Source organism: Streptomyces sp. DSM 116795 (genome assembly GCF_055792905.1).
This window is the reverse complement of record NZ_CM147707.1, coordinates 2,895,425-2,912,578: the sequence shown is the minus strand read 5'-3', so window position 1 is coordinate 2,912,578 and position 17,154 is coordinate 2,895,425. Positions and strand designations below refer to the sequence as shown.

At 69.8% G+C, this 17,154-nt stretch carries 14 protein-coding genes; 13 read left to right on the top strand and 1 reads right to left on the bottom strand.

All coding sequences use genetic code 11. The features are described 5' to 3' along the window. Positions 1-71 precede the first annotated feature (71 nt). A complete protein-coding gene (locus ACSMXX_RS12480) occupies positions 72-1,355 on the top strand; it encodes a geranylgeranyl reductase family protein (protein ID WP_473184090.1) in 1,284 nt (427 codons plus the stop codon). Positions 1,356-1,899: 544 nt separating this feature from the next. On the opposite strand, the gene ACSMXX_RS12475 is transcribed toward ACSMXX_RS12480, so the two are convergent. Further along, entirely contained in the window at positions 1,900-2,673 is a 774-nt protein-coding gene (locus tag ACSMXX_RS12475; protein ID WP_473184089.1) for a C40 family peptidase, read from the bottom strand. Between the two features lie 915 nt (positions 2,674-3,588). Between ACSMXX_RS12475 and ACSMXX_RS12470 the strand changes: the two genes are divergently transcribed. The 12 genes from ACSMXX_RS12470 to nuoL all read left to right on the top strand — a co-directional run bounded on the left by ACSMXX_RS12470 (position 3,589) and on the right by nuoL (position 17,151). Further along, entirely contained in the window at positions 3,589-3,948 is a 360-nt protein-coding gene (locus ACSMXX_RS12470) for an NADH-quinone oxidoreductase subunit A (RefSeq protein WP_473184088.1), read from the top strand. Between the two features lie 13 nt (positions 3,949-3,961). Further along, positions 3,962-4,516, top strand: a complete 555-nt coding sequence (locus tag ACSMXX_RS12465) for a NuoB/complex I 20 kDa subunit family protein (RefSeq protein ID WP_473184087.1) — start codon at positions 3,962-3,964, stop codon at positions 4,514-4,516. Beyond that, on the top strand, positions 4,513-5,280 hold the full coding sequence (locus ACSMXX_RS12460; RefSeq protein ID WP_473184086.1) for an NADH-quinone oxidoreductase subunit C: 768 nt from the start codon (positions 4,513-4,515) through the stop codon (positions 5,278-5,280). The genes ACSMXX_RS12465 and ACSMXX_RS12460 overlap by 4 nt, the downstream gene beginning before the upstream one ends. Next, positions 5,280-6,611 (top strand): NADH-quinone oxidoreductase subunit D, encoded by a 1,332-nt coding sequence (locus ACSMXX_RS12455; protein ID WP_473184085.1) that lies wholly within the window; start codon positions 5,280-5,282, stop codon positions 6,609-6,611. The genes ACSMXX_RS12460 and ACSMXX_RS12455 overlap by 1 nt, the downstream gene beginning before the upstream one ends. Next, positions 6,608-7,504 (top strand): NADH-quinone oxidoreductase subunit NuoE, encoded by an 897-nt coding sequence (nuoE, locus tag ACSMXX_RS12450; RefSeq protein WP_473184084.1) that lies wholly within the window; start codon positions 6,608-6,610, stop codon positions 7,502-7,504. The genes ACSMXX_RS12455 and nuoE overlap by 4 nt, the downstream gene beginning before the upstream one ends. After that, positions 7,504-8,853 carry an NADH-quinone oxidoreductase subunit NuoF gene (gene nuoF / locus ACSMXX_RS12445; protein ID WP_473184083.1) on the top strand — a complete coding sequence of 450 codons (1,350 nt, stop codon included), beginning with the start codon at positions 7,504-7,506 and terminating at the stop codon, positions 8,851-8,853. The genes nuoE and nuoF overlap by 1 nt, the downstream gene beginning before the upstream one ends. Then, entirely contained in the window at positions 8,850-11,399 is a 2,550-nt protein-coding gene (locus tag ACSMXX_RS12440; protein ID WP_473184082.1) for an NADH-quinone oxidoreductase subunit G, read from the top strand. Before nuoF ends, ACSMXX_RS12440 begins: the two co-directional genes overlap by 4 nt. A 358-nt stretch (positions 11,400-11,757) precedes the next feature. Next, positions 11,758-13,188 carry an NADH-quinone oxidoreductase subunit NuoH gene (nuoH, locus tag ACSMXX_RS12435; protein ID WP_473184081.1) on the top strand — a complete coding sequence of 477 codons (1,431 nt, stop codon included), beginning with the start codon at positions 11,758-11,760 and terminating at the stop codon, positions 13,186-13,188. 73 nt (positions 13,189-13,261) lie between these two features. Next, positions 13,262-13,957, top strand: coding sequence for an NADH-quinone oxidoreductase subunit NuoI (gene nuoI, locus ACSMXX_RS12430; RefSeq protein ID WP_473184753.1), 696 nt, complete (start codon positions 13,262-13,264; stop codon positions 13,955-13,957). Between the two features lie 2 nt (positions 13,958-13,959). Then, positions 13,960-14,952, top strand: a complete 993-nt coding sequence (locus ACSMXX_RS12425; protein WP_473184080.1) for an NADH-quinone oxidoreductase subunit J — start codon at positions 13,960-13,962, stop codon at positions 14,950-14,952. Beyond that, entirely contained in the window at positions 14,949-15,248 is a 300-nt protein-coding gene (nuoK, locus tag ACSMXX_RS12420) for an NADH-quinone oxidoreductase subunit NuoK (RefSeq protein ID WP_028437880.1), read from the top strand. Before ACSMXX_RS12425 ends, nuoK begins: the two co-directional genes overlap by 4 nt. 13 nt (positions 15,249-15,261) lie before the next feature. Further along, entirely contained in the window at positions 15,262-17,151 is a 1,890-nt protein-coding gene (gene nuoL / locus ACSMXX_RS12415) for an NADH-quinone oxidoreductase subunit L (RefSeq protein WP_473184079.1), read from the top strand. Positions 17,152-17,154 lie beyond the last annotated feature (3 nt).

Genomic DNA, 17,154 nt, shown 5'->3' with positions numbered 1-17,154 from the left:
CCCCGGACCGCCGGACCCAGCCGTCCTCTTAGACTGCAACTGCCCAGTACCCAGCCTTTGCGGGAGTCCTTGTGACTGACACCGTCACCTCCGAGCGGACCGCCGATGTGATCGTCGTAGGTGCCGGCCCCGCCGGGGCCACCACCGCCTACCACCTGGCCCGCAGCGGCCTCGATGTCCTGCTGCTGGAGAAGACCGCCTTCCCGCGCGAGAAGGTGTGCGGCGACGGCCTCACGCCGCGCGCCTCGAAGCAGCTGGTCGCCATGGGCATCGACATCTCCGAGGAGGCCGGCTGGCTGCGCAACAGGGGGCTGCGCATCATCGGCGGCGGCCGGCGTCTCGAACTCGACTGGCCGGAGCTGGCCAGCTATCCGGACTACGGACTCGTCCGCAAGCGCGACGACTTCGACGAGCAGCTCGCCCGGCAGGCGGAGAAGGCCGGCGCCCGAATGTACGAGCGCTGCAACGTCGGTGAGCCGATCCTGAACTCCGCGGGCCGCATCACCGGCGTCCACGCGAAGCTCGGCGAGGAGAAGACCCCGGTCACCTTCCACGCTCCGCTGGTCGTCGCCGCCGACGGCAACTCCACGCGCCTCTCCCTCAAGATGGGCCTGCACAGGCGCGAGGACCGCCCGATGGGCGTCGCCGTCCGTACGTACTTCACCTCCCCGCGCCACGACGACGACTACCTGGAGTCCTGGCTGGAGCTGTGGGACCGGCGCGGCAGCCAGGACCGCCTGCTGCCCGGCTACGGCTGGGTGTTCGGCATGGGCGACGGCACCAGCAACGTCGGCCTGGGCGTCCTCAACACCTCGGACGACTTCAAGGAGCTGGACTGGCGCGAGATCCTCAAGGCGTGGACGGCCTCCATGCCGGAGGAGTGGGGCTACACCCCGGAGAACATGACGGGCCCCATCCGCGGCGCCGCGCTCCCCATGGCCTTCAACCGGCAGCCGCACTACACGCGCGGACTGCTTCTCGTCGGAGACGCGGGCGGCCTGGTGAACCCGTTCAACGGCGAAGGCATCGCGTACGCCATGGAGTCGGGCGTCGTGGCCGCGGAGACCATCGTCCAGGCGCACGCGCGCGCCACCCCCGCACAGCGCGAACTCGCCCTGCGCCGCTACCCGAAGATCCTCAAGGAGACCTACGGGGGCTACTACACGCTGGGCCGCGCGTTCGTGAAGCTCATCGGCAACCCGAAGGTGATGAAGGTGGCCACCGAGCGCGGCCTCTCGCACCCGCTGCTGATGCGCTTCGCGCTGAAGATGCTGGCGAACCTGACAGACCCGTCGGGTGGCGACGCGATGGACCGGGTCATCAACGGCCTCAGCAAGGTCGCTCCGCGGGCCTGACCGACGAATTCACCGGCCACGCGCGTGACCTGCGTATCCGCGGGCCGCGCGCGTAACCGGCGGTTCACGCTCGACCGGCGTGCTCACGCTGGCCCGGCGTACTCAAGTGCGCCCGCGCGACCAGGCAGGCGGTCCCGCCTCACGCGCTCCACAGCGCTTCGTCCGTGCGTGACGCCCGCCGCAGCAGAGCCGAGCCCAGCGAGCGCAGCGTGTGGTGTGGATGACGCTGCTGAACGCACCTCTGCCCGGGATCTCCCTGGAAGAACTCAAGGGAATCCGGCAGAGCGTACGGCTCCGCAAGCCCCTGGGGGCACCTCCCGGCCGGAGGCTGGGGGAGGGTCGCGCTCCGCTCCTGGGCCTTCGTCCAGCTAGGAGACTTCATCGTCTACAAGGCCCACAGCGCTGACCCGCCCGGGAACAGGTACCGGGACCTGAGTACCCGGGTACCCGAGACCCCGAGGACTGGCGAAGGCCCCACCGGCAAGCGGTGGGGCCTTCGTTGTCCGTGCGGGGCCTGTGGGCTACCGGGCTGCGGTCGTGCTCCTCACTGGAGGCGGACCGCGCCCGACGGCGGGTCGTAGTCCAGCGACTTCTCCACGACGCCGGTGGAGCTGTTCTGTGCGCCGATGAACTTGCCGCCACCGACGTAGACGCCCACGTGGTACGCGCTGCCGGCGCCGCCCCAGTAGAGCATGTCGCCCTCCTGCAGCGAGTCCATGGAGACGGGCGTCCCCTCGGTGGACTGCGCCTGGGAGGTACGCGGCAGGCTCACGCCGAGCTGTTTGAAGGCGGCCTGGGTCAGTCCGGAGCAGTCGTAGGAGGAAGGCCCGCTGGCGCCCATGACATAGGACTTGCCGACCTGGGCCTTGAGGAAGCTGATCATCCCGGCGACGTTGCCGCTGCCGGCGGAGAGCGCGGTGCGCTCGGTGGTGCGCGAAGCGCGGGATGCGGCGGCCTCCTTACGGGCCGCCTCGGCCTTGCGTTCGGCGGCCTCGGCCTTCTTCTTGGCCTTGTTCGCCGAGTCCTGCGCGCTCTCGGCGGCCTTGGCCTCGGCCTGGCTCACCTGGCGCTGGAGTGCGTTGGTCTTGAGCGAGTCGGCTGCCTTTGCGGTGGACCCCTCAACGGAGTTGCTGACCGCAGCCGTTTCGACTGTCTCGGCGGCTTCATCCTGCTTCTCGGCTGCCGAGGACGCCGGGGAGATCGCCGTGGTGAGGGCGACCGCTCCCAAGACGCCACCCGTCGCCCCTGCGCGCAGCGCCTTGTTCACGTTGCTGCTGCGGGGTTTCCGGTGTCTGGGTATGTGAGCGTTCCGGGACATGGGGCATGGATAGCAGGGCGAGGATGATCCGTTCAAAGAAGGTGCGATGCGCCACAGTGAGCCCGAATTCGTCCAGTTGAGCCTGAGTTGATCTTCCAAGGTCTCGGTCAGGTCACGGACGGCGTCCAACTACGCCCCTGTGACCACGTAGTTGTCCGTATTGGGTGCATTGCGTCGAGGCTCTATCACCTGCAGAGCGACCTGCGCAAAGGTGGCAGGAGCTGCCAACAGTCCCTGTGGCGCAGGTCACACCTTCGCTGTCAACTCTGTTGATGAATGGGCGTTTGAACCCCTGTCATCCCTTTTGGGTCGTGCGGAACCGTTGCGCGAAGCGTGAAGGAAGTGGGCAGGAGAGGTGGTTTGTGCCGCCGTTCACGAACGGCGGCCCGTCCGTGCCCTGTCCGCGCCCGGTCGCGTCCCGGCCGGAGCCCCGGCCGCCTCCCCGCACGTCTGCCCGAAGCCCCCTCCCGGACGCCGCTCACGCGGTCTCGTTCCTGCTGCGCGCGGGTCTCGTTCGGGTATCGGTTGACGTCCGTCCGCCGGTGCGGAGGTGAATTCGCCGGTGTCCGCCCGCGCCCCGCCGCGAGGCGTCCGTGCTCCCCGTACGGCCACTTCCGGGCAGCCGTCGGGAAAGGCCTTGCGGGGTCCGTCAGTTGAAGATCATCACCCCTCTGACGTGCAGCTTCGACGTCGCGTGTTGGAGATCACAAACTCCTAGCGGGACCCCGTGTCGCAGATCACAGGGCCCGGGCATAAGATGCCTCCCGCAAGGGCTTGTGAACTGCCTCACATAGAAGCGATCTTCATGGGAGCGGGACATTCGCCCGGCGGACAGCCGGCAGTCAGCGTCGACGGTCCCTCAGGGCCCACCGGTCCGGGAGGGTCCCCAGGGTCGACTGGAAGGAGCGGGGAGCGGTGAACGCCTACACGCCAATCCTTGTACTGGGAGCCATCGCGGCGGGTTTCGCGGTCTTCTCGGTGGTCGCGGCATCGGTCATCGGCCCCAAGCGCTACAACCGGGCCAAGCTGGAGGCGTACGAGTGCGGCATCGAGCCCACTCCGCAGCCGGCGGGCGGCGGGCGATTCCCGGTCAAGTACTACCTGACGGCGATGCTCTTCATCGTCTTCGACATCGAAATCGTCTTTCTCTACCCGTGGGCGGTCCACTTCGACTCCCTCGGAATCTTCGGCCTTGTCGAAATGCTGGTTTTCGTCGCCCTCATCGGCGTCGCGTACGCCTACGACTGGCGGCGCGGCGGCCTGGAATGGGATTAGGGGCAGGTACTCAATGGGACTCGAAGAGAAGCTGCCGAGCGGCTTCCTGCTGACCACCGTCGAGCAGGCCGCGGGCTGGGTGCGCAAGTCGTCCATGTTCCCGGCGACCTTCGGACTCGCCTGCTGCGCCATCGAGATGATGACGACGGGCGCAGGACGCTACGACCTCGCCCGCTTCGGCATGGAGGTCTTCCGCGGATCGCCGCGCCAGGCCGACCTCATGATCGTGGCGGGCCGCGTCAGCCAGAAGATGGCTCCGGTCCTGCGGCAGGTCTACGACCAGATGCCGAACCCGAAGTGGGTCATCTCCATGGGCGTGTGCGCCTCGTCCGGCGGGATGTTCAACAACTACGCGATCGTGCAGGGCGTCGACCACATCGTGCCCGTCGACATCTACCTGCCCGGATGCCCGCCGCGCCCCGAGATGCTGCTGGACTCGATCCTCAAACTGCACAAGCACGTTCAGGGCGAGAAGCTCGGCGTCAACCGCGAAGAGGCCGCCCGCGAGGCGGAGGAGGCGGCGCGCAAGGCGCTCCCGGTGATCGAGATGAAGGGGCTCCTTCGGTGACCGAGAACTCAGGCGCGAACGGCGAGAACGGAAACGGGGAGAGCGCGAACGGCTCCGTGCCCGCGCCCCGTCAGGACCCCGGCGAGGTCATCGGCGTCCGCCGCGGCATGTTCGGCGCCGGCGACGGCGGCGACACCTCCGGTTACGGCGGCCTGGTCCGCACGGTCCGGCTGCCCCGCGCGAGCAGCCGTCCCTACGGGGGCCCACGCGGCGAAGACGCATACGGAAGTTTCGACGAGGTCGCGGACGAACTCGAAGGCGCTCTCGAGGAGCAGGGGCTGGCGCCCGAGGAAGCCATCGAGAAGACCGTGGTCGACCGCGGCGAGATGACGATCCACGTCGCGCGTGAGCACCTGCTCCAGGTCGTACGGACGCTGCGGGACGACCCGGCGCTCCGCTTCGAGCTGTGCACCGGCGTCAGCGGCGTGCACTTCCCCGACGACAGGGGCCGCGAGCTGCACGCCGTCAACCACCTGCGTTCGATCACTCACAACCGGGTGATCCGCGTGGAGGTCAGCGCGCCCGACAGCGATCCGCACATCCCCTCGATCGTCGAGGTCTACCCGACCAACGACTGGCACGAGCGCGAGACGTACGACTTCTTCGGCATCGTCTTCGACGGTCACCCCGCGCTGACGCGGATCATGATGCCCGACGACTGGCAGGGCCATCCGCAGCGCAAGGACTACCCGCTCGGCGGCATCCCCGTCGAGTACAAGGGCGCCCAGATCCCGGCTCCCGACCAGCGGAGGTCGTACAGCTGATGAGCACGCCAACCCACGCACCCGCGGGCATCCGCGAGACCACCGAGGGCACCGTCTACGACGTGACCGGGGGCGACTGGGACGAGGTCGCCGCCGCTGCCGCCCGGAGCGACGACGAGCGGATCATCGTCAACATGGGCCCGCAGCACCCCTCCACGCACGGAGTGCTCCGGCTCATCCTGGAGATCGACGGCGAGACGGTCACCGAGGCCCGCTGCGGCATCGGCTACCTGCACACCGGCATCGAGAAGAACCTCGAATACCGGACGTGGACGCAGGGCACGACCTTCGTGACGCGCATGGACTACCTCACGCCGTTCTTCAACGAGACGGCGTACTGCATGGCGGTCGAGAAGCTGCTCGGCATCGAGGGCGACATCCCCGACAGGGCCAACGTCGTCCGCGTGCTGCTGATGGAGCTGAACCGGCTCTCCTCCCACCTGGTGGCCATCGCCACCGGCGGCATGGAGCTCGGCGCCACCACCGTCATGATCTTCGGCTTCCGCGACCGTGAACACGTCCTGGACCTGTACGAGTTGATCACCGGTCTGCGAATGAACCACGCGTTCATCCGTCCCGGCGGCCTCGCCCAGGACCTTCCGCCCGGCACGGTCGACGCGCTCCGCGAATTCCTGAAGAAGATGAAGAAGAACCTGCCCGAGTACGACGCACTGTGCTCCGGCAACCCCGTCTTCAAGGCCCGCCTGCAGGACATCGGCCACCTCGACCTGGCCGGATGCATGGCGCTCGGCGCCACCGGCCCGATCCTGCGCTCCGCCGGTCTCCCGCACGACCTGCGCAAGTCGCAGCCGTACTGCGGCTACGAGACGTACGACTTCGAGGTGCCGACCGTCGACACCTGTGACTCCTACGGGCGCTTCCTGCTGCGCCTGGAGGAGATGCGCCAGTCGCTGCGCATCATCGAGCAGTGCATCGACCGCCTGGAGCCCGGACCGGTCATGGTCGGCGACAAGAAGATCGCCTGGCCCGCGCAGCTCGCGCTCGGGCCGGACGGTCTCGGCAACTCGCTCGACCACATCAGGAACATCATGGGCACCTCCATGGAGGCCCTGATCCACCACTTCAAGCTGGTCACCGAGGGCTTCCGGGTCCCGCCGGGGCAGGCGTACGCGGCGGTGGAGTCCCCGAAGGGCGAACTCGGCGTGCACGCCGTGAGCGACGGCGGCACCCGCCCGTACCGCGTGCACTTCCGCGACCCCTCCTTCACCAACCTCGAAGCCATGGCGGCGATGTGCGAAGGCGGCCAGGTGGCCGACGTGATCGTGGCCGTGGCGTCCATCGACCCCGTGATGGGAGGCGTCGACCGATGACCACCGCGCCCGACCGGGGCAGCGCCCCCGAAGCACCGATGCTCGGCATCCCCGCGATGCCGGCGCCGGACTATCCGGCCGACGTACGTGAGCGGCTGGAGCCGGACGCACGGGAGATCATCGCGCGCTACCCCGACAGCCGCTCCGCGCTGCTGCCGCTGCTGCACCTCGTCCAGTCCGAGGAGGGCCATGTCACGCCCACCGGGCAGCGCTTCTGCGCCGAGATGCTGGAGCTGACGACGGCGGAGGTGAACGCCGTCGCGACGTTCTACTCCATGTACCGGCGCAAGCCCTCCGGCGACTACCAGGTGGGCGTCTGCACCAACACGCTCTGCGCGGTGATGGGCGGCGACGCCATCTTCGACGACCTGAAGGAGCACCTGGGCGTCGGCAACAGCGAGACCACCGAGGACGGCAAGGTCACCCTCGAGCACATCGAGTGCAACGCCGCCTGCGACTACGCCCCCGTGGTGATGGTCAACTGGGAGTTCTTCGACAACCAGACGCCCGAGTCGGCCCGCCGGATCGTCGACGATCTGCGCGCCGGACGTGAGGTCCTGCCGACGCGAGGCGCGCCGCTGTGCACCTTCAAGGAGACCGCGCGCATCCTCGCCGGCTTCCCCGACGAGCGCCCCGGCGCCGCCGAGGCCACCGGCGGCGGCGGTGAACCGTCCCTCGCCGGGCTGCGGCTGGCCAGGGGAGAGGCGCCCCCGGGCAGGCTCGCGCACCCGCGCGGCCCGGCCGGTCCCGCCGAACAGCCGGTGCCGCTCCCCGGCGAGGAAGCCCCGGAGAGCCACCCCAGTTCGCACGATCTGCCCCAGTCGACGTCCGCGTCGGATCCGGCCAGCGACTCGGGCCCGGTACGGCCCGGGTCGGAGGAGGAGAGCGAGTGATGGCGACGGAATCCCCGGAGAAGCTGCTCACGCCGGTCCTCTCCGCGTACTGGGACGAGCCCGAAGCATGGTCCCTGGAGACGTACAAGCGGCGCCACGACGGATACGAGGGCTTGAAGAAGGCACTGGCCATGCCGCCGGACGACGTCATCGCGTACGTGAAGGACGCCGGTCTGCGCGGCCGCGGCGGCGCGGGCTTCCCCACGGGCATGAAGTGGCAGTTCATCCCGCAGGGCGACGACAAGCCGCACTACCTCGTCGTCAACGCCGACGAGTCGGAGCCGGGCACATGCAAGGACATCCCGCTGATGTTCGCCAACCCGCACTCCCTCATCGAGGGCATCGTCATCGCCTGCCACGCGATCCGCTCCTCCCACGCGTTCATCTATCTGCGCGGCGAGGTCGTGCCGGTGCTGCGGCGCCTGCACCTCGCCGTGCGCGAGGCGTACGAGGCGGGGCTCCTCGGCAGGAACGCCCTGGGCGAGGGCAAGCACCTGGAGCTGACCGTGCACGCGGGCGCGGGCGCGTACATCTGCGGTGAGGAGACGGCGCTGCTGGACTCCCTGGAGGGGCGGCGCGGACAGCCCAGGCTGCGACCGCCGTTCCCCGCCGTCGCCGGCCTCTACGCGTGCCCGACCGTCGTCAACAACGTCGAGTCCATCGCCTCGGTGCCCGCCCTGATGAACAGGGGCAAGGAGTGGTTCCGCTCCATGGGCAGCGAGAAGTCCCCGGGCTTCACGCTCTATTCGCTCAGCGGGCATGTGGCGGGCCCCGGCCAGTACGAGGCACCGCTCGGCATCACCCTGCGCGAACTCCTCGAGGTGAGCGGCGGAATGCGCCCCGGCCACCGGCTGAAGTTCTGGACGCCGGGCGGCTCCTCGACCCCGCTGCTCACCGACGAGCACCTCGATGTGCCGCTGGACTACGAGGGCGTCGGCGCCGCCGGCTCCATGCTCGGCACCAAGGCGCTGCAGTGCTTCGACGAGACGACCTGCGTCGTACGGGCCGTCACGCGCTGGACGGAGTTCTACGCCCACGAGTCCTGCGGCAAGTGCACACCCTGCCGCGAAGGCACGTACTGGCTCGTGCAGTTGCTGCGCGACTTCGAGGCCGGCAAGGCCACGAAGGCCGACATCGACAAGATCGACGACATCCAGGACAACATCAACGGCAAGTCCTTCTGCGCGCTCGGCGACGGCGCGGCCTCCCCGATCTACTCGTCGCTGCAGTACTTCCGCGAGGAGTACGAGCAGCACATCGAGGAGGGCGGCTGCCCCTTCGACCCGGCGAAGTCGACCGTCTGGGCCGACGACCGCAGCCGGAGCGCTCACCCGGAGGTGAAGGCGTGACAGTCACCACAGACGCGAAGACCTCCTCGGGGGGCGAGGGACCACCTCGGGAGGACCTGGTCTCGCTCACCATCGACGGAGCCGAGATCTCCGTGCCGAAGGGCACGCTGGTCATCCGTGCCGCCGAGGAACTGGGCATCGAGATCCCGCGCTTCTGCGACCACCCGCTGCTGGACCCGGTCGGCGCCTGCCGCCAGTGCATCGTCGAGGTCGAGGGCCAGCGCAAGCCGATGGCATCCTGCACCATCACCTGCACCGACGGCATGGTGGTCAAGACGCAGCTCTCCTCGCCCGTGGCGGAGAAGGCGCAGCGCGGTGTTATGGAGCTGCTGCTCATCAACCACCCGCTGGACTGCCCCGTCTGCGACAAGGGCGGCGAGTGCCCCCTGCAGAACCAGGCGATGTCCACGGGCTCGGCCGACTCCCGATTCGAGGGCGCCAAGCGCACCTTCGCCAAGCCGGTGCCGATCTCCGACCAGGTGCTGCTCGACCGCGAGCGGTGTGTGCTGTGCGCGCGCTGCACCCGCTTCTCCAACCAGATCGCGGGCGACCCGATGATCGAGATGCTGGAGCGCGGTGCGCTGCAGCAGATCGGTACGGGCGAGGGTGAGCCCTTCCAGTCGTACTTCTCCGGCAACACGATCCAGATCTGCCCGGTGGGCGCGCTCACTTCGGCGGCGTACCGCTTCCGTTCGCGCCCCTTCGACCTGGTCTCCTCGCCGTCGGTCTGCGAGCACTGCTCGAGCGGATGCGCGACCCGTACGGACCACAGGCGCGGCAAGGTCATGCGCCGGATGGCCGGCCACGACCCCGAGGTCAACGAGGAGTGGATCTGCGACAAGGGCCGCTTCGGGTTCCGCTACGCACAGCGCCCCGACCGCCTCACCACGCCGCTGGTGCGCGGCGACGACGGCGAACTCGCCCCGGCGAGCTGGCCGGAGGCGCTGGAGGCCGCCGCCCGGGGGCTGGCAGGTGCACGCGGACAGGCCGGTGTGCTGACCGGCGGCCGTGTCACCGTCGAGGACGCCTACGCGTACGCGAAGTTCGCGCGGGTGGCGCTCGGCACCAACGACATCGACTTCCGGGCGCGTGTCCACTCCCGTGAGGAGGCCGCCTTCCTGACCGAAAAGGTCGCCGGGCACGGCCTCGACCTTGGGGGTACCGCCCACGCCGGAGGCAGTGGGGGAGGGACGGGAATCACCAACAGCGCCCTGGAGGCCGCGCCCGCCGTCCTGCTCGTCGGCTTCGAGGCCGAGGAGGAGGCGCCCGGCGTCTTCCTGCGACTGCGCAAGGGCATGCGCAAGCACGGCCAGCGCACCTTCTCCCTCGCCTCGCACGCCACCCGCGGTCTGGAGAAGGCGGGCGGCACGCTGCTGCCGGCCGCGCCCGGCACGGAGTCCGAGTGGCTGGACGCACTGTCCGGCCGGGTCGGGCTCGACGAGGCCGGCGGGACCGCGGCCGACGCGCTGCGCGCCGAGGGCTCGCTGATCATCGTCGGCGAACGGCTGGCGGCGGTGCCCGGCGCCCTGACCGCGGCCGTACGTACGAGCGCCGCCACCGGCGCCCGGCTGGTGTGGATTCCGCGCCGTGCCGGTGAGCGCGGCGCCATCGAGGCGGGCGCGCTGCCGACGCTGCTGCCCGGTGCCCGTCCCGTGTCCGACGCCCGCGCCCGTGAGGAGGTCGCGCGCGCCTGGGGGCTCGCCGGACTGCCGGCCGGGCCCGGCCGCGACACGGCCGCCATCATCGATGCCGCGGTCGACGGTGAGCTGGCGGCGCTGGTCGTCGGCGGCGTCGAGTTGGCCGATCTGCCGGACCCGGCGCGTGCGGCTCAGGCGCTGGACGAGGTGGGCTTCCTCGTCAGCCTGGAGCTGCGGCCGAGCGAGGTCACCGACCGGGCGGACGTCGTCCTCCCCGTCTCCGCGGTCGCCGAGAAGGCGGGCACCTTCCTCAACTGGGAGGGCCGCGTAAGGCCGTTCGAGGCCTCGCTGAAGGCGGACCAGATGACGCGCCGGCACGTACAGCCGGACGCGCGGGTGCTGCACATGCTCGCCGACGCCCTCGACGTGCACCTGGGTCTGCCGGACGTACGGACGATCCGCGGCGAGATCGACAGGCTCGGCCAGTGGGAAATCGAGCGCTCCGCCGACTCCTTTACCCGGGGCAGTGGCACCGCGGGTGCCGCTTCCTCCACGCCGCTGGCGGGCAAGGGCGAGGCGGTGCTCGCCGGACACCGGCTGCTGCTCGACCAGGGCCGGCTCCAGGACGGCGACGAGGCACTCGCCGGCACCAGGCACCCCGCCCGCGCCCGGCTCTCCAGGGCCACGGCCGCCGAGGCGGGCGTCGCGGACGGCGGCATGCTCTCGGTCTCCGGGCCGCTGGGCAGCGTCCAGCTCCCGCTGGAGATCACACAGATGCCGGACCGCGTCGTGTGGCTTCCGCTGAACTCCGTGGGCGGTGGCGTCCAGGCGGACACCGGCGCCCTGCCGGGCGAGCTGGTCCGCATCGCGGTCGGTACGGCGGCACAGCCCGAGGGGGCCGGCGCATGACAATGCGGCTCTTCACGTGGCGCGGCGCGCACTCCGCGCGCCTGGACCCGGCTCCTGCGGCACCGGCGACTGCGCTCGCGGACCGCGCGCCCTTGCGGCCCACCGCGAGGCCCGTGGCGGGCGCGGCAGCGACCGCTGCGCGCTGCGTGCGACACGTGACTTCCCCGCCGCGAATCACGCGTCCCGCGTGGGGAGTTGCCGGGCCGACGGCCCTGGAGCCCGCGCTCTCGGAGCGGGTTCGCGCGCCGCGCGCAGCGCGGCCACGTACAAGAGGAGGTGAGCGCGTGAGCGCGCTCGTCACGGACCGGTACAGCGCGCGCAGCGCTCGCGCACGCGCCCGCACCGGGGAGGTGACCGCATGACCGGCACCGGCACCGGAACGGTCCTCCTCGCCGAGGAGGACCTCTCGGTCTTCGGCAACGACCCGATCTGGCTGATCGCGCTCAAGGCCGTCTTCTGCTTCGCGTTCCTGATGGTGACGGTGCTGATCTCCATCGTCATGGAGCGCAAGGTCGTCGCGTGGATGCAGCTGCGCGTCGGCCCGAACCGGCACGGCCCGTGGGGCATGCTCCAGTCGCTCGCCGACGGCATCAAGCTGATGCTGAAGGAAGACGTCGTCGTCAAGGGCGCCGACAAGGTCGTGTACCTGCTCGCGCCGGTCCTGGGTGCCATCCCCGCGTTCATGGCGATCGCCGTGATCCCTTTCGGGCCGCCCGGCAACGAGGTGTCCATCTTCGGCACCCGTACGGCGATGCAGCTCACCGACCTTCCGGTGGCGGCGCTGTACATTCTCGCCACCGCGTCCATCGGCGCGTACGGCGTGGTCCTCGCGGGCTGGTCGTCGAACTCGACGTACCCGCTGCTCGGCGCCGTCCGCGCCACCGCGCAGGTCATCAGCTACGAGATCGCGATGGGCCTCAGCTTCGCGGCGGTCTTCCTCTACTCCGGCTCGATGTCGACGTCGGCGATCGTGGACGCACAGCAGGACACCTGGTTCGTGGGTCTGCTGCCGGTGTCGTTCCTGATCTACATGGTCTCGATGGTCGGCGAGGCGCACCGCGCGCCGTTCGACATGCCGGAGTCCGAGGGCGACCTGGTCGCGGGCTACCAGACCGAGTACAGCTCGATCAAGTTCGCGCTGTTCATGCTCGCCGAGTACGTGCACATCGTGACGCTCTCCGCCCTCGCGGCCACCCTGTTCCTGGGCGGCTGGCGGGCTCCGGCGCCGATCTCCACGTACTGGGAGGGCGCCAACCACGGCTGGTGGCCGCTGCTCTGGTTCTTCCTCAAGGTGTGCGCCCTGATCTTCTTCTTCGTCTGGATCCGCGGCACGCTCCCGCGTGTGCGCTACGACCAGTTCATGAAGCTGGGCTGGAAGGTCCTCATCCCCGTCTCCCTGGTGTGGCTGATGCTCGTCGCCACCGTGCGGGCGATGCGCAACGAGGGTTACGACTTCGCGGGGATCGTCTACTGGGTCGCGGGCGCGGCCATCGCGATCCTCCTGATCTCCTTCGTCGTCGACGTCTTCCGCGGACGCAAGGAGGAGGCGGAGGAGGAAGCCGCCCAGAAGAAGGCGGAGTCCGAGGTCTTCGATCCGATGGCGGGCGGCTTCCCCGTACCGCCGCTGCCCGGTCAGACCCTGCCGCCGGTGCCACGGCGCCCCTCGCGCCTCGACCGTGCGCTGGTCGGGCCGTCCGGTGCGCCGGAATCCGCGGGCGAGGCGGGCGAGAAGGGCAAGGGCGGCCGGGCCGCCCAGAAAACTGACGGAAAGGAGGCCGACGGTGCCTGACAACGAAGCACAGGGCTTGCATCCCAAGACCCCGCGCAGCTCCGTGGCCGGCTTCGGCGTGACCTTCAAGGACATGTTCAAGAAGCGGCTGACCGAGCAGTACCCGGAGTACAAGAAGCCGACGGCACCGCGCTTCCACGGCCGCCACCAGCTCAACCGGCACCCCGACGGGCTCGAGAAGTGCATCGGCTGCGAGCTGTGCGCATGGGCCTGTCCGGCGGACGCCATCTACGTCGAGGGCGCGGACAACACCGACGAGGAGCGCTACTCGCCGGGTGAGCGCTACGGCCGCGTGTACCAGATCAACTACCTGCGCTGCATCCTGTGCGGCCTGTGCGTCGAGGCGTGCCCCACGCGCGCGCTGACGATGACGAACGACTACGAACTGGCCGACTCCTCCCGCGAATCGCTCATCTACACCAAGAAGGAGCTGCTCGCGGGCCTGGAGGAGGGCATGGTCGACTCCCCGCACGCGATCTTCCCGGGCATGACGGAGAAGGACTACTACCGCGGGCTGGTGACCGAGGCCGCACCCGGCGCGGAGCAGCAGACCGTGACCGACACCGGTGACCCGCAGGAGTCGGCCCGGGACTTCGGGTCCGCGGAGCCCGCCGCCCAGCCGCTGGTCACCGACGCCCCGGTCGGCTCCCAGGCCGACGGAGTCGACCCCTCCGCGCGGGACGCCGCTGAGGCCGACACCGGCGAAGCGGGCACTGCCGTACGGGCCGAGGGCAACCGCTCCGGGAACGACTCGAAGGAGGGCCGGTGACCATGGCCGTACTGCCAGCCATGTCCGCCACGCAGGCCTCAGCCGGCCCGGCCGTCCTCGCCGCCACATCGACCTCGGCGGGCGAGACGGCGGCGTTCTGGGTGCTGGGCACGGTCGCCGTGCTCGGCGCGCTCGGCACCGTGCTGCTGCGGCGCGCGGTGCACTCGGCGCTGTGCCTCGCGGGGACGATGGTGATCCTGGCGCTCTTCTACCTCGCCAACGGCGCGTACTTCCTGGGCATCGTGCAGATCGTCGTCTACACCGGCGCCGTGATGATGCTCTTCCTCTTCGTGCTGATGCTGGTCGGCGTGAGCACCGCCGACTCCCTCAAGGAGACGCTCAAGGGTCAGCGCTGGCTCGCGGCGGCCTGCGGACTCGGCCTGGGCGTCCTGCTCGTCGCAGGACTCGGCCAGGCCGCGGTGCGTTCCTTCGAGGGTCTCGGGCAGGCCAACGCCGGCGGGAACGTACCGGCGCTGGCCACGCTGCTGTTCACCAAGTACGTCGTCGCCTTCGAGGTCGTGGGCGCGTTGCTCACCGTCGCCGCCGTCGGCGCGACGCTGCTGACGCACCGCGAGCGCATCGAGAAGAGCAAGACGCAGCGCGAACAGGCCGAGGAGCGCGTCAGGAGCGGCAAGCAGCTGCCGCCGCTGCCCGCGCCCGGTGTGTACGCGCGGCACAACGCCGTCGACCGCCCCGGCCTGCTGCCCGACGGCACCCCGTCCGACCTGACCGTCAGCGCGACGCTGCGCAACCGCGGTCAGATGCGCGAGGTCGGCCCCGAGGCGCTGCACCGCGTCGCCGCGCTGGAGCAGCGCACCGCGGACAGCCACGGCCAGACCGAGCACACCGGGCGGATGTACGGCGAACCGCACGACCCGGAGCGGGACGTGGACGACGCCGACGACGCGGGGCAGGGCGGCCGTGAGGCCCGCAAGGCCCGCGACGACGCCCGGCGGGACGGGCGGGACGCCCGCGAAGAGGAGGCCGCCAAGTGAGCCCCGTCAACTACGTCTATCTCGCCGCGGTGCTGTTCACCATCGGCGCCGCCGGAGTGCTGATCAGGCGGAACGCGATCGTTGTGTTCATGTGCATCGAACTGATGCTGAACGCGGCGAACTTGACCCTGGTCGCCTTCTCCCGCATTCACGGCAATCTCGACGGCCAGATCATGGCGTTCTTCGTCATGGTCGTCGCCGCGGCCGAGGTCGTGGTCGGACTGGCGATCATCGTGATGATGTACCGCTCCCGTCACTCGGCATCGGTCGACGACGCCAGCCTGATGAAGCTGTAAGGGGTACGAACCAGTGGAGTCATTGATCGGACTGCTCGTCGGCTTCCCGCTGCTGGGCGCGGCGGTGCTGCTGTGCGGCGGCACAAAGCTCGACCGGACGGGGCACTGGCTGGGCGTGCTGTTCGCCGGGGCCTCGTTCCTCGTCGGCGTCGTCCTGTTCGCAGGCATGCTCGGCAAGCCCACCGACGAACGCGCCATGCACCAGCACCTGTTCAGCTGGGTGCCGGTGGAGAGCTTCCAGGCGGACGTCGCCTTCCAGCTCGACCAGCTCGCCATGACCTTCGTGCTGCTGATCACCGGTGTGGGCACGCTGATCCACATCTACTCGGTCGGCTACATGGAGCACGACGTCGGCCGCCGCCGGTTCTTCGGCTATCTCAACCTCTTCCTCGCGGCGATGCTGCTGCTCGTCCTCGCGGACAACTACCTGCTGCTGTACGTCGGCTGGGAGGGCGTGGGCCTCGCCTCGTACCTGCTCATCGGCTTCTGGCAGTTCAAACCGAGCGCGGCCGTGGCGGCGAAGAAGGCGTTCCTGGTCAACCGTGTCGGCGACGCGGGCCTGGCCATCGCGATCTTCCTGATGTTCACCACGTTCGGCACCTTCACCTTCGCGCCCGTACTGGACAACGCAACGGACGCCGGCGAGGGCAAGCTGACCGCGATCGGGCTGATGCTGCTGCTCGCCGCGTGCGGCAAGTCCGCACAGGTGCCGCTGCAGTCCTGGCTCGGTGACGCGATGGAGGGCCCGACCCCGGTCTCCGCACTCATCCACGCGGCGACGATGGTGACCGCGGGCGTGTATCTGATCACCCGCTCCGGCGCGATCTTCAACGGAGCGCCGGACGCGCAGACGGCGGTGGTCGTCGTCGGCGCCGTCACGCTCCTCTTCGGTGCGATCGTCGGTTGCGCGAAGGACGACATCAAGAAGGCGCTGGCCGGTTCGACGATGTCGCAGATCGGCTACATGGTGCTGGCGGCCGGACTCGGCCCGATCGGCTACGCGTTCGCCATCATGCACCTCGTCACGCACGGCTTCTTCAAGGCCGGGCTCTTCCTCGGCGCCGGCAGCGTGATGCACGGCATGAACGACGAGGTCGACATGCGCAAGTACGGCGGTCTGCGCAAGTACATGCCGGTCACCTTCGTGACGTTCGGGCTCGGCTACCTCGCCATCATCGGCTTCCCCGGCCTCTCCGGGTTCTTCTCCAAGGACCAGATCATCGAGGCCGCGTTCGCCAAGGGCGGCACGCAGGGCCTGATCCTCGGCGCGGTCACGCTGATCGGCGCCGCGATCACCGCGTACTACATGACGCGCGTGATGCTGATGACGTTCTTCGGCGAGGAGCGCTGGCGCGGCCAGGAGAAGGAGCCGCACCCGCACGAGTCCCCGAAGGTGATGACGGTCCCGATGATCGTGCTGGCCTTCGGATCGGTCTTCGCGGGCGGCCTGTTCAAGGCCGGCGAGTCCTTCGTGCACTGGCTGGAGCCGGTCACGCAGTTCGAGCACGGCCACTCGCCGTTCTCGGCGGCCGTGGTGACGGGCATGACGGTCGTGGCGCTGCTGATCGGCGTCGCCGGGGCGTGGCTGCAGTACGGCCGCAGGTCCGTGCCGTCCGTGGCGCCGCGCGGCAGCCTGCTGACGCGTGCGGCCCGCCGCGACCTGCTCCAGGACGACTTCAACCATGTCGCCCTGGTCAAGCCCGGCGAGTATCTGACGCGCGGACTGGTCTACGCCGACAACAAGGTGGTCGACGGGGCGGTCAACGGCACCGCCGCCGCCTTCGGCGGCCTCTCCGGCCGTACGCGCCGGGTCCAGAACGGTTTCGTCCGCTCGTACGCGGTCTCGATGTTCGGCGGCGCGGCGGTCCTGGTCGCCGCGACGCTGCTGATGAGGGCGGTCTGAGTC